The organism is Isoptericola sp. NPDC057191 (assembly GCF_042670225.1).
Classification (GTDB): Bacteria; Actinomycetota; Actinomycetes; order Actinomycetales; family Cellulomonadaceae; genus Isoptericola.
Window position 1 is genome coordinate 14,904 of sequence record NZ_JBHUWC010000005.1, and the last position, 14,419, is coordinate 29,322.

The following is a 14,419-nucleotide window of genomic DNA, read 5'->3' on the forward strand; positions in this document are numbered from 1 at the left end:
CAGGCGTGCGTGACGCCTCCCTCCCCGAGCCCGGTTCCGTCGCCCTGCCGGTGATTGCGGGCGCGCCCGCGGTGCGGGTGCTGGGCCAGGTCCGGGTCGCCGGGCCGGGTGGCGAGGGCCGCGCACCCCGCGGGGCGCGCGCGTCCGCGCTGGTCGTGCTGCTCGCCCTCGCGGGCCCTCGCGGGATGTCGTCGGCGGCCCTGGTCGACCAGCTGTGGCAGGAGTCCCTGCCCGCCGACCCACGCGCTGCCCTGCAGAACCTCGTCTCCCGGCTGCGGGCCGTCGCCGGCCGCGCCGTCGTGCGCGCGACCGAGACGGGATACGCCCTCGGCGTCCCCTCCGACCTGGACCAGGTGCGCGAGGACCTCGCCGCGGCCCGGCGCGAGCTCGTCGCCGGGGACCCCCAGGGCGCCGCGAGCACGGCGGAACGTGCCCTGGCGCTGTGGACGGGCACGCCCGGCGCCGACCTGGAGGGCGGGGAGTTCGGGGCGGTCGCCGCCGAGCTCGCGACGTCTTCCCGGCGCTGGCGCGACGCGCTGCGCGTCGTGCGCCGTGACGCGGCCGAGGCCGCGGGGGAGCACGCCGTCGTCGCGGACCTCGCGGGCGGGGACGTCGCGGCCGACCCCACGGACGAGGACGCCGCCCGTGCCCTCATGGGCGCGCTCGGCGGGCTGGGCCGCCCGGCGGAGGCGTTGCGCGTGTTCACCCGCCTGCGGTCGGTCCTGGTGCGCGAGCTCGGCAGCGAGCCCGGGCCCGAGACCGTCGCCCTGTACGAGACCCTCGCCGACGAGGTGGGTCGTCGGGGCAGCGAGGAGCCGCCGGCCGCTGCCTCCCCGCCGGCCCCGGCGTCCCGCCCCGGCGGGTCGACGGCGGTCGCCCCGACGGCGCGTGGCCTGCGCACGTACCCGACACCGCTCGTCGGTCGGGAGCAGGACGTCGTGGCCGTCCTGGACGCCCTGTCCGGCTCTCGCCTCGTCACCGTCCTCGGCCCCGGGGGCCTGGGCAAGACACGGCTCGCGCAGGAGGTGGCGCGACGGTCGCTGGCGCGGACCCCGGTCGTCGTGGTGGTCGAGCTCGTGGGCGTGCGGACCGACGGTGACGTCGTCCTGGCGCTCGCGGACGCCCTCGGCGTGTCGCCGGGTGCGGCGACCGTCCGCCTCGCCGACCGCCTCCAGGCCGGCGACCTGACCACCCAGGTGACCGCCCGCCTGCGCGACGCCGACGCGCTCGTCGTCCTGGACAACTGCGAGCACGTCGTCGAGGGCGCCGCACGCTGGGCCGCCACCCTGCTCGAGGTGTCACCGGGGCTGCGCGTGCTCGCCACCAGCCGGACCCCGCTGCTGCTCGAGCAGGAGGTCACCTACGCCCCGGCGCCGCTCACCTCCGACCCGGACGGCACGGACGACGGCCCCGCCGTCCGCCTCTTCGTCGAGCGGGCACGTGCCGTGCGCCCTGACGCGCTGCTCGACCGCGCGGCGGTGGCCCACCTGTGCGAGCGGCTCGACGGCCTGCCCCTGGCGATCGAGCTGGCGGCGGCACGGGTGCGCACCCTGAGCGTCGCGGAGGTGGATGCCCGGCTCGACGAGCGGTTCGCCCTGCTGCGCGTGCGCGACCGCTCCGTGCCCGACCGGCACCGCACGCTCGAAGCGGTGCTCGACTGGAGCTGGAACCTGCTGACGGCCGGCCAGCAAGCCCTGTGGCGGCGGGCCGCGGTGCTCCCCGACGGGTTCTCCGCCGAGGCGGCGCGGGCGCTCGTGCCTGACGCGCCCGGGTGGCAGGTCGACGACGACGTCGACGCCCTCGTGCTGCAGTCCCTGGTGCGGGTGGAGGAGGCCGACGGGGCGAGCCGGTACCGCATGGTCGAGACCGTGCGGGAGTTCGGGCTGCTGCGCCTGTCCGCGGCCCGGGAGGAGCAGGCGACGGAGGAGGCCGTGTTCGCCTGGGCGACGACCGTCGCGCGGCGTTGCGCCTCCCGCGTCCTGTCCCCGGACCAGCGCGCGGCCGTGGCCGAGCTCGGGCGCGAGCAGGAGAACCTCCTGGGCGCCGTCCGCCGGGCGATCGACCGCGGTCGGCCGGACGTCGCGGTGCACGGGTTCGTCGCGCTGCTCGGTGCCTGGGCGTCCCGAGGGGCCGAGGAGCGGGTCGTCGCCCTCGCCCCCGTGGTGCTGGACGCGCTGCGGGGCTGGGACGTGCCGGAGGAGCATGCCGACGCGACCGCCATCGCGCTCGAGGTGATCGCCGGCGCGTCCGTCTTCGGGGAGCCCGGGCAGGCGGCGCGAGCGCTCGGCCGGCTGCGGCGGCTGCTGCGCACCCGGCACTCGGTCGGGTCACGCACGCGCGACCTGGCCCAGGTGGTCCTGGCGCGCTCTCCGGAGGACCTTGCCGCCGTGCTCACGCGCCTGCAGGCCTCCGACGACGGGTACACCTCCCTCATCGCGCTGATGTTCGAGGCGCAGCAGCGCGAGAACGACGGCGAGATCGCCCGCGCGGTGGTGCTCGCCTCGCGGTCCTACGAGGTGGCCTCGGCGCTCGAGGACGGTGCCGCCGTCGCGATGACCGCGATCGTGGTGGCGTCCTTCCACGCTGAGCGAGGGGAGGCCGTCGACGCCGCGCGGTGGGCCGCCGTCGCGCGGGAGGGCCTCACCTCGATCGGTGCCGGCGAGATGGAGCGGCAGGTGCGGTGGGTCGAGCTCACCTCCGCCCTGTGCCTGGGCGACGTCGCGACCGCCGACGCGACCGTGGGAGACATGGCGGCGGCGCTCGACGACCCGAGGGCCTCCCGGGAGGCGGAGTCCGTCGCCGTGCTGGAGCTCGGTCGCGGGGAGATCGCGTGGCTGCGGGGGGACCGGACGTCGGCCCTCGAGCACCTGTCGCGGGCGGTCGGCTCCTTCGGCCCCGGGCGTCCGCGGGCGGACGGCGCACCGTGGTTCCTCATGACGGCGTCGGCCACGCTGGTCCGGCAGGTCCAGGCGGTCGGCTCCGGCGACGACGAGCTGGCACGCCGCGTCGTCGAGGCCGGCCGCGGCTTTCGCGGCGCGGGGCGCGGCTTCGTCGACCGCCCGGTGCTGGCGACGTCAGCGGTGGGCATCGCGTACGGAGCCTGCGTGCGCGGCCTGCAGGGCGGTGCCGACGCGGACGGGCGGCGTGCCGCCGACGGAGCCGAGCTGCTCGCGCTCGCGGGGCGGCTCGGCGCGCGGCAGGACCTGCCCTCCCTGCACCTGACCGTGCTGCGGGACGCGATCGTGACTGACCACGGCGGGGCCACGGTGGTGGCCCAGGCGGAGCATCGCGTCGCCGCGCTGCGTGACGGCGAGCTGGTGGGACGGGCGGACGAGCTCCTGGGCCGCCTCACGGGAGAGACGGCCCAGGAGCTCGAGGGCGACGCGGGTCAGGCCTTCTTCATGTAGCTCCGCACCGCGAGCGGGGCGAAGACGGCGACGACCACGGCGCAGCTCAGGAGGGCGATGCCCACCTGGCCCGTGACGCTGCCCGTGCTTGCGAGGTCGCGCACGGCGCTCACCAGGTGCGACACCGGGTTGACGTTGACGAAGCCCTGCAGCCAGCCGGGCATCGTGTCCACGGGGACGAACGCGTTCGACAGGAACGTCAGCGGGAACAGCACCAGGAACGAGATGCCCTGCACCGAGGACGCGGACCGACCGATGACGCCGAAGAAGGCGAAGATCCAGCTCAGCGACCAGGCGCACACGATGACCAGCACGCCCGCGAGCAGGACGCCGCCGACGCCGCCGCCAGGTCGCCAGCCCATGACCAGGCCCATGGTGATCGTCAGCGTCGTGGCGATGAGGTAGCGGACCAGGTCGGCGACCAGGGCGCCGGCAAGTGGCGCGATGCGGGCGATGGGCAGCGACCGGAACCGGTCGAACACGCCCTTGTCCATGTCCTCGCGCAGCTGGGTGCCGGTCACGGCGGAGGCCGTGATGACGGTCTGGACGAGGATGCCGGGGATGATGACCGGCAGGTAGGCCGCGATGCTGCCCGAGATCGCCCCGCCGAAGATGTATGTGAACATCAGCGTGAAGATGATCGGCTGCACGGTGACGTCGATGAGCTGCTCGGGCGTGCGCCGGATCTTGATCAGGCCGCGGCGTGCCATGGCGAGCGAGTCGGACACGGCCTGCCCGAGCGTGACGCGGTTGCGCAGCGAACGGTCGGCGCCGGGGACGATGCGTCCACCGGACGCCGCGGGCGTCGTGGGCGCGGTGGTGAGCGTGGTCATGCGGAGATCTCCTCGGGCTCGGAGGCGGCGGCGTCAGCCGCGCCGTGGCCGGTCAGGGTCAGGAACACCTCGTCGAGGGTCGGCTTGTCCATCGACAGCGAGTCGAGCTCGACACCGGCGTCGCGCAAACGGACCAGCAGGTCCGTCACGAGGCTCGGGTCGGCGACGGGCACGGTGAGGCGGCGAGCCTCGGGGGAGGGCGTGGCGGCGACGCCCAGGACTTCCCGCACGGCCTGGAGCGCGACGGGGGCGTCGTCCGGCCGCACCAGGGCGAGCTGCAGCGACTGCTCGCCGACGGAGGACTTGAGCTCGTCGCCGGTGCCCTCCGCGACGACCTGTCCCCGGTCGATGACCGCGATGCGGTCCGCGAGCTGGTCGGCCTCGTCGAGGTACTGGGTGGTGAGCAGGACGGTCGAGCCGGTCGCGACGAGGCGACGGATCGTCTCCCACATCTGCGCGCGGGTGCGCGGGTCGAGGCCCGTGGTGGGCTCGTCCAGGAACAGCAGCGGCGGCTGCGCGATGAGGCTGGCCGCGAGGTCGAGGCGCCGGCGCATGCCACCCGAGAAGTTCTTCAGCGGGCGTGCGGCAGCGTCGGTGAGGCTGAACTCCTCGAGCAGGTCGCGGGTGCGCCGCGTCGCGGAGGCGCCCTTGAGTCCGTTGAGGCGGCAGAAGAGCAGGAGGTTCTCGGTGGCGCTGAGCGTCTCGTCGACCGACGCGTACTGCCCGGTCACGCCGATGAGCTGCCGCACGACGAACGGCTCGCGGGCCACGTCGTGCCCGAAGACGGACGCCCGCCCTGCGTCGGGGCGCAGCAGGGTCGCGAGCATGCGGATCGTGGTGGTCTTCCCGGCCCCGTTCGGGCCGAGGACCCCGTAGACCGTGCCGGTGGCGACCCGGAGGTCGACCCCGTCCACGGCGCGGTTGTCGCCGAAGATCTTGACGAGGCCCTCGGCCTCGATCGCGGTGGTGGTCATGGGACCACCGTGCCGGGCGGCGCTCGCAGCCCCCTGTCACGGCGCTGTCACGCCCTCGCCCGGCACCGTCAGCAGGTCAGGGCGCGTCCCAGGGGACGGCGGCGACGGCGGTGCGGAGCTCGTCGACGCGGGCGGTGGCGTCGGGCAGCGAGGTCGCGTCCACCGACGCGACGGGCACGATTCCGACGGAGTTGACGAGGAACGCCCCGGCGAAGCTCGCGACGTCGTCGACGTGCACGGGCCGGGCGCTGGTCGACGCGCTCGCCTCGACCAGCGCGAGCCCCGTGCCGCGCAGGTGCGGCGCCGTGGGCCAGACGACACCGCCGTCGGCCTCGAGGAAGCCGACGTTGGCGATGCTGGACTCGGCGACGGCGCCGTCGGGTCCGGTCAGGAGCGCGTCGTCGTAGCCCTCGCGCACGGCCTGCCGTGCCCACTGCGCCTGCGCGAAGCCGCCGAGGTGCTTGAGGTGGGCGAACGGGCGCAGGTAGGGGACGGTGCGCAGGCGCTGCGGCGCCGTCGGGGGGAGGCGGGGGTCGGCGACCTGGACGGCCACGTGCTCCGGGTCGCGCAGCACCACCCGCACGGACGCGTCGGCACGGCCGTCGAGGGCGTGCCGAACGAGCCCCCGGACGCGGTCGGTGTCGAGCGTCGCGCCGAAGATCTCGAGGTGCGCGGTGCGGAGCCGGCGCAGGTGGTGCTCCAGGCCCTGCACGCCACCGCCGCGCACCTGCATGGCGGTGAAGTGGCCGTCGGTGGACGCGACCTGCGGGGCCGTCGCGGGACGGCCGTCGACCTCGATGCGCACGTCAGCACCGTAGCGCGGCCTCGGCGGCTGCGGTGCGGAGACCCGTCAGGCCCGGGAGCGCAGCCGGAGGACGGCGTTCGCGGTCGCCCACGTGAGGCAGCCCGCGCCCACCAGGTGGAAGCCGACGAGCACCTCGGGAAGTCCCGTGAAGTACTGCACGTACCCGATGAGGCCCTGCGCCAGGGTGACGCCCGCCAGCAGCCACGCGGCCGTGCGGGCGGCGGCGACCCGGGGGCTGGCCGGGGTGCGGTGCAGCAGCACGAGCAGCAGCACGAGCGTGATCGTGAACAGCCAGACGGTGCCCGAGTGCGCCCTGGTGATCTCGAGCGGGTCGAGGGCGAGGCGGTAGCCGACGGAGGTGTCGCCCGAGTGCGGGCCGGAGCCGGTGACGAGCACGCCCAGGGTGACGATCGGGACGAGCAGCACCCCGAGGACGGTGCCCGTCACGGAGACGGCCCGTCCGGCCACCGGCTCGGGGCGGCCGTCGCCCTCGCCGTGGCGGTGCAGCAGGTAGGCGCTGAACCACACGAGCGCGGCGGAGACCCCGAAGTGCAGGGACACCCAGCCGGGGCTGAGGTGCAGCAGCACCACGACGCCGCCGATGACGGCCTGGGCGACCACGCCGGCCAGGGGGACGATGCCGAGCAGCCGGTACGAGCGCGACCGCGACCGGTCCGTCCACACCAGGAGCAGGAGCGCGAGGCCCACCACCGCCAGGACGAAGGCGACCGTCCGGTTCCCGAACTCGACGTACGGGTGGATGGAGGACGCCTGGTGGAACGCGGGCGTGAAGTGGCCCGGCTCGCACAGCGGCCACGTGGAGCACCCGAGCCCCGAGTCGGTCAGACGGACGGCGCCGCCGGTGCCGATGATGAGGATCTGCCCGATGACGTTCGCCAGCAGGACGCCGCGGGTCCAGGAGCGGAACCGGGCGAGGCGGTCGGGCGTTCCGGCGGGGCCGGTGCCCGCCTCGGGGGCGGGGCGCACGGCAGGGCTCGACGAGGTCACGAGTCCACGGTATCGCCACGATCCGGGCGACCGGGCGCCTCGACGGGCGCCCGGCGGTGTGACCTTGGCCCGGTCGCACCGCCCGTGCGTCACTGCCAGCGGAAGAAGCGCGCCGCGGCCCATGCGAGCACGGCCGTCCAGGCCGCGAGCACCACGAGGGCCAGCGCCGGGACGCCCGTGCCGAGCAGGGCGCCGCGCATGGCCTCCCCGAGCGCGCCCGACGGGAGATAGGTCGCGAGGTGGGCGACCGGTCCGGGCAGCTGCTCGGGCGGGACGAGCAGCCCGCCGCCCACGACGAGGAGCACCAGCACCAGGTTGGCGAGCGCGAGCACGCCCTCGGCGCGCAGCGTGCCCGCGAGCAGCAGCGCGAGCGCCGTGAAGCAGGCGGTGCCGAGCAGCCCGATGCCGACGGCCGGCAGGATCCCTCCCGCGGCCGGCTGCCAGCCCAGCGCGAGCGCGACGGCGCCGACGACCACCACCTGCACGACCTCGACGGCCAGCACGCCCAGCAGCTTGCCCGCGAGGAGCCCGCCCCGGCCGAGGGGGGTGGTGGCCAGCAGGCGCAGCACACCGTTGCGCCGGTCGAAGGCGGTGGCGATCGCCTGGGACGTGAAGGCGGTCGACACGCAGGCGAGGGCGAGGACGCCCGGGGTGACGAAGTCGACCCGCGCCAGCCCGCCGGTGTCGATGTCGATGACGCTGGTGCGCGTCAGGCCGAGGAGCACCATGACCGGCAGCACGATCGTCACGAGCAGCTGCTCGCCGTTGCGCAGCACGGCCATGGTCTCGAACCCCGTCTGCGCGAGCACCCGGCGCCAGGCCGGGGCGGCACCGTGCGCCGTCGTGCTCGTCGAGGTGGTGGTGGTCATCGCAGGTGCCGTCCCGTCAGGTCGAGGAAGACGTCCTCCAGCGTGCGCCGGCCCACCGTGAGACGGCTCGCGAGGACGTCGTGGTCGGCGAGCCAGGCGGTCAGCCTGGCCAGGGCCCGAGGTCCGGCAGGGCCCTGGACGACGTACGAGCCCGGCTGGGGCTCGGTCACGGTCCACGTGCCGGCCGTGCCGGTGGCGGCTCCGAGCGCGCCGGCGACGGCAGCCACGTCCAGGCCGGGGGCGGCGTCGAACCGCAGCGTCCGGTCGTCCTGCGCGTCGGGGGAGAGGAGCTCCGGAACGGTGCCGCTCGCGATGACGCGCCCGTGGTCGACGACGTGGACGCGGTCGGCGAGGTCCTCGGCCTCGTCCATGAGGTGCGTCGTGAGGACCACGGCCGTGCCCTCGTCCCGCAGCTCCCGCACGAGGTCCCACACGGCGTGCCGGCTCTGCGGGTCCATGCCGGCGCTGGGCTCGTCGAGGAACACGACCTCCGGGCGGCCGACGACGGCGGCGGCGAGCGACAGCCGCTGGCGCTGCCCGCCGGACAGGCGCCGCACGGTGGTGCGGGCGAAGGAGCCGATGCCCAGCCGCTCGCCGAGCTCGCCGACGTCGCGCGGCGCGGCGTACATGGCGGCGACGTGCCGCAGCACCTCGCCCGCGCGGGCGCCGGTGGGCAGGCCGCCGTCCTGCAGCATCACCCCCACGCGCGGACGCAGGGCGCGCGCGTCGGCCACCGGGTCGAGGCCGAGGACGCGCACGGCGCCGCCGTCCGGGGTGCGCAGCCCCTCGCAGCACTCCACGGTGGTGGTCTTGCCCGCGCCGTTGGGCCCGAGCACGGCGGTCACCGCTCCGGCGTCGGCCACGAGGTCGAGCCCTGCGACCACGTCCTTGCCGCCGTAGCGTTTGACGAGGCCCTGGACGTGGACGGCGGCTCCGGCGCCGGCGGCGCGAGGGTCCTCGGGGGGCACTGCGGGCGACGGGGCGTCGTCCGCGCCCGATGGCGCGATCGAGGTGGGCACCGGAAGATTCTACGGAGTCGCCCGGCCAGGGCGACGAGCGTGAGGCGCGACCCGAGGAGCGGCACGACCATGACCTTCTACACGTTCACCCCGCCGCAGGACGTCGCCGCCCTGGCCCGGCGCCTGTGGTACTGGCCGATCATCCGCGGCGTGCTCGCCCTGCTGTTCGGGCTGCTGGCGATCTTCCTGCCGGACAAGACCCCGACCGTGCTGGTGCAGATCTTCGGGGTGTTCGTGCTGGTCGACGGCGTGGTGAGCCTCATCGACGGGCTGCGGCGGCGAGGGACCTCCGCGGGCTCCGTGAACACCGGCATCGGCATCGTGGCGCTCGTCTTCGGCGCGCTCCTGCTTCTCCTGCCGAAGGTGTTCCTGGGTGTCGTGCTCATCCTGGTGGCCATCTGGGCGCTGATCTTCGGGCTGCTCCAGCTGTTCGTCGTGCCGGCGATGCGCCGCCGGGGTGGCGCCTCGTGGGTCTGGAACCTCCTCGCGGGCCTCCTGCTCGTCGCCCTCGCGGTGGTGTGCTTCGTCAACCCGGCCAACGCCATCGTGGGGCTGTCCATCGTGATCGGCGCGTTCGCCGTGATCATCGGGGCCGTGATGATCGCGCTGGGGATCAAGCTGCGCCAGCTCGGTCGCCAGCCCGGCCAGCCGGGCGCCGGGGGGCGGCCTGGCGAGGTCATCGAGGGCCGCATCGTCAGCGACGAGTGACGTTCGCGACACCCGACCCCTGAGGGGCCGCAGTGAGGCATGCCTTGCTTGACATCCTGGATTACGCAACAAGGATGTTACCTATATCGACGTCGTGCCGAGGGTGAGTCGTGCCCCCGGTGATCACGAGCCGAACGGGGGTGAGCGCATGCCGACGAGCACGACCGACCGCAGGCCCGCGCGCGTCGAGCCCCGCGTCCTCGACCCCCGCGTCCTCGACGGCGCCCCCGACGTCGACGGCACCACGCGCCGACGCGTGCTGGAGCTCGTCGCCGGCGAGGGGCCCGTGAGCGCGGCCGAGCTGGCCGACCGTCTCGGCCTCACCTCGGCCGCCGTCCGCCGCCACCTGGCCTGCCTCGAGGAGGACGGCACGATCGCCGTGCACGACGGCGGCCCGTCCTCCGGCCGTCGCGGACGACCTGCCCGCCGGTACGTCGTGAGCGCCCGCGGGCAGTCCGACCTCGCGGGCGGCTACTCCGAGCTCGCGGCCCAGGTCATGCGCCACCTGCGCGAGACGGGCGGCACGGAGGCCGTCGCGCGGTTCGCGGCCGAGCGGTACGACGCGGTCGTCGCCCGGTACGCCCCGCGGCTGACGGCCGAGGACCCCGAGGGGCGCGCGGCCCAGCTCGCCGACCTGCTCTCGGCCGACGGCTACGCCGCGTCGGTGCGCCCGGTGACCGGCCCGCTGCTCCCGACCGTCCAGCTGTGCCAGGGGCACTGCCCCGTGCAGCACGTGGCCGAGGAGTTCGGCGAGCTGTGCGAGGCGGAGGCCCGCGCCTTCTCCGAGCTGCTCGGCACGCACGTCCAGCGCCTCGCCACCATCGCGGGCGGCGCGCACGCCTGCGTCACGAACGTCCCGACCGTCTCCACGCAGGTCTCCCCCCAGAACCTCCCCACCCCGGCCCACCGCACCCGCGGCATGCAGGAAGGAACACGATGAGCGCTCCCACCCAGGACGCCGCCCAGGCGGCACCGGAGGGCACCGACAAGAGGACCGACGACGAGATCATCGCCTCGATCGGTGCGTACGAGTACGGCTGGCGCGACAGCGACGCCGCGGGCGAGGCTGCCCAGCGCGGCCTCAACGAGGGCGTCGTCAAGAACATCTCGGCGCTCAAGAAGGAGCCCGAGTGGATGCTCAAGGCTCGCCTCAAGGCGCTGCGCCTGTTCGACAAGAAGCCCATGCCGAACTGGGGCGCCGACCTCAGCGGCATCGACTTCGACCGGATCAAGTACTTCGTGCGCTCCACGGAGAAGCAGGCCGCCTCGTGGGAGGACCTGCCCGAGGACATCCGCGCGACCTACGACAAGCTGGGCATCCCCGAGGCGGAGAAGCAGCGCCTCGTCGCCGGCGTCGCCGCCCAGTACGAGTCCGAGGTGGTCTACCACCAGATCCGCGAGGACCTCGAGGCCCAGGGCGTCATCTTCGTGGACACGGACACGGGTCTGCGCGAGTACCCGGAGCTGTTCCAGGAGTACTTCGGCACCGTCATCCCCGCGGGTGACAACAAGTTCGCCGCGCTGAACTCGGCCGTCTGGTCGGGCGGCTCGTTCGTCTACGTGCCGCCGGGCGTGCACGTGGAGATCCCGCTGCAGGCCTACTTCCGCATCAACACGGAGAACATGGGCCAGTTCGAGCGGACGCTGATCATCGCGGACGAGGGCTCCTACGTGCACTACGTCGAGGGCTGCACCGCGCCGATCTACTCGAGCGACTCGCTGCACTCGGCCGTCGTCGAGATCGTCGTCAAGAAGAACGCCCGCGTGCGCTACACGACCATCCAGAACTGGTCGAACAACGTGTACAACCTGGTGACCAAGCGCGCCACGGCCGCCGAGGGCGCCACCATGGAGTGGGTCGACGGCAACATCGGCTCCAAGGTGACGATGAAGTACCCGGCGATCTACCTGCTGGGCGAGCACGCCCGCGGCGAGACCCTGTCCATCGCCTTCGCGGGCGAGGGCCAGCACCAGGACGCCGGCTGCAAGATGGTGCACGCCGCGCCCCGCACGTCGTCGTCGATCGTGTCGAAGTCCGTCGCGCGTGGTGGCGGCCGCACGTCCTACCGCGGTCTGGTGCAGGTGCTCGAGGGCGCCAAGCACTCCGCGTCGACCGTGCTGTGCGACGCGCTGCTCGTCGACCAGATCTCCCGGTCCGACACCTACCCGTACGTCGACGTCCGCGAGGACGACGTGTCCATGGGGCACGAGGCGACGGTCTCGCGGGTGAGCGAGGACCAGCTGTTCTACCTCATGTCCCGGGGCATGGAGGAGACCGAGGCGATGGCCATGATCGTGCGCGGGTTCGTCGAGCCCATTGCGCGCGAGCTGCCCATGGAGTACGCGCTCGAGCTCAACCGCCTCATCGAGCTGCAGATGGAAGGGTCCGTCGGCTAAATGACTGCGCAGACCATGACTACCGATCACTCCCGCGCCGTGGCCGACGGTGCCCACTCCCACGGCGTCGTCCCGGCGGGCTCCCGTGCGGAGCGCCGGACCTCCTTCGACCTCGCCGACATCCCCGTGCCCACCGGGCGCGAGGAGGAGTGGCGGTTCTCGCCCGTCGCACGGCTCCAGCCGCTGTTCGACGCGGACCTCGGTGCCGGCGGCGTCCTGACGACCGTCGTCGAGGCCCCCGAGGCCAAGGTCGAGATCGTCGGCAAGGACGACGCGCGCCTGGGCACGACGGGCAAGCCGGGCGACCGCACCGCGGTCACCGCTTGGAACGCCGCCGCCGAGGCGACGGTCGTCACGCTCCCGGCCGAGGCCGTCGCCACCGAGGTCACCTCGGTGCGCGTCGAGGGCGCGACGAAGGACGCGACGGCGCAGCACCTGCTGGTGCACGCCGAGCACCACGCCGAGGGTGTCGTCGTCATCGACCACCGCGGGGACGCGACGCTCAACCAGACGGTCGAGATCGTCGTGGACGAGGGTGCGCACCTCACCGTCGTCTCCGTGCAGGACTGGGCCGACGGCGCCGTGCACGCGTCGAGCCACCGCGCCCGCATCGGTCGTGACGCCAAGCTCAAGCACGTCGTCGTGACCTTCGGCGGCGACGTCGTGCGGATCACGCCGGACGCGACGTTCACGGGCGAGGGCGGCGAGGTCGAGATGGTCGGCCTGTACTTCGCCGACGCGGACCAGCACCAGGAGCACCGACTCTTCGTGGACCACGCCGTGCCGCGCTGCAAGTCGCGCGTCACCTACAAGGGCGCCCTGCAGGGCACCGGCGCGCACGTGGTGTGGGTCGGGGACGTGCTCATCCAGGCCGAGGCCGAGGGCACCGACACCTACGAGCTCAACCGCAACCTGGTCCTCACCGACGGCGCCCGCGCCGACTCGGTGCCGAACCTGGAGATCGAGACGGGCGAGATCGAGGGCGCGGGACACGCGTCGGCGACCGGCCGCTTCGACGACGAGCAGCTCTTCTACCTCATGGCTCGCGGCATCCCCGAGGTCGACGCGCGTCGCCTCGTGGTGCGCGGCTTCTTCGCCGAGCTGATCGACCAGATCGGCGTCGCGTCGGTCGAGGAGCGCCTGCTCGCGTCGATCGAGGCCGAGCTCGAGAAGTCGATGAGCGTCATCACCGGCGTCACGGCGCCCGCCACGGCGGAGTGACCGGGCGATGACCTCCCAGCTGGCCTGCATGGCCGACGACCTCGCCCCCGAGGAAGCCATGCTCGTGGAGCTCGACGGCGCGGACGGGGCCCCGGTCCCGGTCGCCGTCGTCCGCGACGCCGACGGCGGCTGGCACGCCCTGTCCGACATCTGCTCCCACGGACGGGTCTCCCTGTCCGACGGGGAGGTCGAGGGCTGCCTCGTCGAGTGCTGGCTGCACGGTTCGCAGTTCGACCTGCGCACCGGCAAGCCGGTGCAGCTGCCCGCCACGCAGCCGGTGCCGGTCTACCCGGTGTCCGTGGACGGCGACCGCATCCTCGTGGACGTCGACGAGCCGCTCGCCGCCGCGTCGTGACCGCCTCGGCAACCCCCCTTCTTCGCAACACAGACCTGGAGACACGAAGCATGCCCACCCTGGAGATCCGCGACCTGCACGTCAGCGTCGAGACCAAGGAAGGCGCCAAGCCGATCCTGCGCGGCGTCGACCTGACCATCAACTCGGGCGAGACGCACGCCATCATGGGCCCGAACGGCTCCGGCAAGTCGACCCTCGCGTCGGCCCTCGCCGGCCACCCGAAGTACACGGTGACCTCGGGCACCGTCACGCTCGACGGCGAGGACCTCCTCGCGATGACCGTCGACGAGCGCGCCCGCGCCGGCCTGTTCCTCGCCATGCAGTACCCGGTCGAGGTGCCCGGCGTGTCGGTGGCGAACTTCCTGCGCACCGCCAAGACGGCCATCGCCGGCGAGGCCCCCGCCCTGCGTACCTGGGGCAAGGAGGTCAAGGGTGCGATGGAGAACCTCCGCATCGACTCGACCTTCGCCGAGCGCTCCGTCAACGAGGGCTTCTCCGGCGGTGAGAAGAAGCGCCACGAGATCCTGCAGATGGAGCTCTTCAAGCCTCACTTCGCGATCCTCGACGAGACCGACTCCGGCCTCGACGTCGACGCGCTGCGCGTCGTGTCCGAGGGCGTGAACCGCGCCAAGGCGAACACCGACGTCGGTGTCCTGCTGATCACGCACTACACGCGCATCCTGCGCTACATCAAGCCCGACTTCGTGCACGTCTTCGTCGACGGCAAGATCGCCGAGGAGGGTGGCCCCGAGCTCGCCGAGCAGCTCGAGGAGAACGGCTACGACAAGTACGTCGGCACCGGCGCGACGATGGCCTGACCTCC

The 14,419-nt window shown here is 73.8% G+C and carries 13 protein-coding genes; 7 read left to right on the top strand and 6 right to left on the bottom strand.

Translation table 11 applies throughout. The features are described 5' to 3' along the window. Nucleotides 1-5: 5 nt before the first annotated feature. Nucleotides 6-3,407, top strand: a complete 3,402-nt coding sequence (locus ACFT55_RS01810) for a BTAD domain-containing putative transcriptional regulator (protein WP_380240889.1) — start codon at nucleotides 6-8, stop codon at nucleotides 3,405-3,407. On the opposite strand, the gene ACFT55_RS01815 is transcribed toward ACFT55_RS01810, so the two are convergent. The 6 genes from ACFT55_RS01815 to ACFT55_RS01840 form a co-directional block, all read right to left on the bottom strand. Beyond that, entirely contained in the window at nucleotides 3,389-4,240 is an 852-nt protein-coding gene (locus ACFT55_RS01815) for an ABC transporter permease (RefSeq protein WP_380240891.1), read from the bottom strand. The two genes, ACFT55_RS01810 and ACFT55_RS01815, sit on opposite strands and share 19 nt — an antisense overlap. Beyond that, nucleotides 4,237-5,214 carry an ATP-binding cassette domain-containing protein gene (locus tag ACFT55_RS01820; protein WP_380240893.1) on the bottom strand — a complete coding sequence of 326 codons (978 nt, stop codon included), beginning with the start codon at nucleotides 5,212-5,214 and terminating at the stop codon, nucleotides 4,237-4,239. The genes ACFT55_RS01815 and ACFT55_RS01820 overlap by 4 nt, the downstream gene beginning before the upstream one ends. A gap of 76 nt (nucleotides 5,215-5,290) precedes the next feature. Continuing rightward, nucleotides 5,291-6,019 carry an aminotransferase class IV gene (locus ACFT55_RS01825; RefSeq protein WP_380240895.1) on the bottom strand — a complete coding sequence of 243 codons (729 nt, stop codon included), beginning with the start codon at nucleotides 6,017-6,019 and terminating at the stop codon, nucleotides 5,291-5,293. Between the two features lie 45 nt (nucleotides 6,020-6,064). Beyond that, nucleotides 6,065-7,027: a heme A synthase gene (locus tag ACFT55_RS01830; RefSeq protein ID WP_380240897.1), complete on the bottom strand. Its 963-nt coding sequence runs from the start codon at nucleotides 7,025-7,027 to the stop codon at nucleotides 6,065-6,067. A gap of 89 nt (nucleotides 7,028-7,116) precedes the next feature. Further along, a complete protein-coding gene (locus ACFT55_RS01835) occupies nucleotides 7,117-7,896 on the bottom strand; it encodes an ABC transporter permease (protein WP_380240899.1) in 780 nt (259 codons plus the stop codon). Further along, nucleotides 7,893-8,864: an ABC transporter ATP-binding protein gene (locus ACFT55_RS01840; protein WP_380240998.1), complete on the bottom strand. Its 972-nt coding sequence runs from the start codon at nucleotides 8,862-8,864 to the stop codon at nucleotides 7,893-7,895. Before ACFT55_RS01840 ends, ACFT55_RS01835 begins: the two co-directional genes overlap by 4 nt. A 120-nt stretch (nucleotides 8,865-8,984) precedes the next feature. Here ACFT55_RS01840 and ACFT55_RS01845 point away from each other — a divergent pair, with 120 nt between their 5' ends. The 6 genes from ACFT55_RS01845 (at nucleotide 8,985) to sufC (ending at nucleotide 14,414) form a co-directional block, all read left to right on the top strand. After that, nucleotides 8,985-9,623 (top strand): HdeD family acid-resistance protein, encoded by a 639-nt coding sequence (locus ACFT55_RS01845; RefSeq protein WP_380240901.1) that lies wholly within the window; start codon nucleotides 8,985-8,987, stop codon nucleotides 9,621-9,623. A gap of 148 nt (nucleotides 9,624-9,771) precedes the next feature. Next, entirely contained in the window at nucleotides 9,772-10,563 is a 792-nt protein-coding gene (locus tag ACFT55_RS01850) for a helix-turn-helix transcriptional regulator (RefSeq protein WP_380240903.1), read from the top strand. Then, nucleotides 10,560-12,020 (top strand): Fe-S cluster assembly protein SufB, encoded by a 1,461-nt coding sequence (sufB, locus tag ACFT55_RS01855; RefSeq protein ID WP_380240905.1) that lies wholly within the window; start codon nucleotides 10,560-10,562, stop codon nucleotides 12,018-12,020. The genes ACFT55_RS01850 and sufB overlap by 4 nt, the downstream gene beginning before the upstream one ends. Beyond that, a complete protein-coding gene (sufD, locus tag ACFT55_RS01860) occupies nucleotides 12,021-13,241 on the top strand; it encodes a Fe-S cluster assembly protein SufD (RefSeq protein ID WP_380240907.1) in 1,221 nt (406 codons plus the stop codon). It begins immediately after the preceding gene. A gap of 7 nt (nucleotides 13,242-13,248) precedes the next feature. Beyond that, a complete protein-coding gene (locus ACFT55_RS01865) occupies nucleotides 13,249-13,596 on the top strand; it encodes a non-heme iron oxygenase ferredoxin subunit (RefSeq protein ID WP_380240909.1) in 348 nt (115 codons plus the stop codon). 50 nt (nucleotides 13,597-13,646) lie between these two features. Further along, nucleotides 13,647-14,414 (top strand): Fe-S cluster assembly ATPase SufC, encoded by a 768-nt coding sequence (gene sufC / locus ACFT55_RS01870; protein WP_380240911.1) that lies wholly within the window; start codon nucleotides 13,647-13,649, stop codon nucleotides 14,412-14,414. Nucleotides 14,415-14,419: the final 5 nt, after the last annotated feature.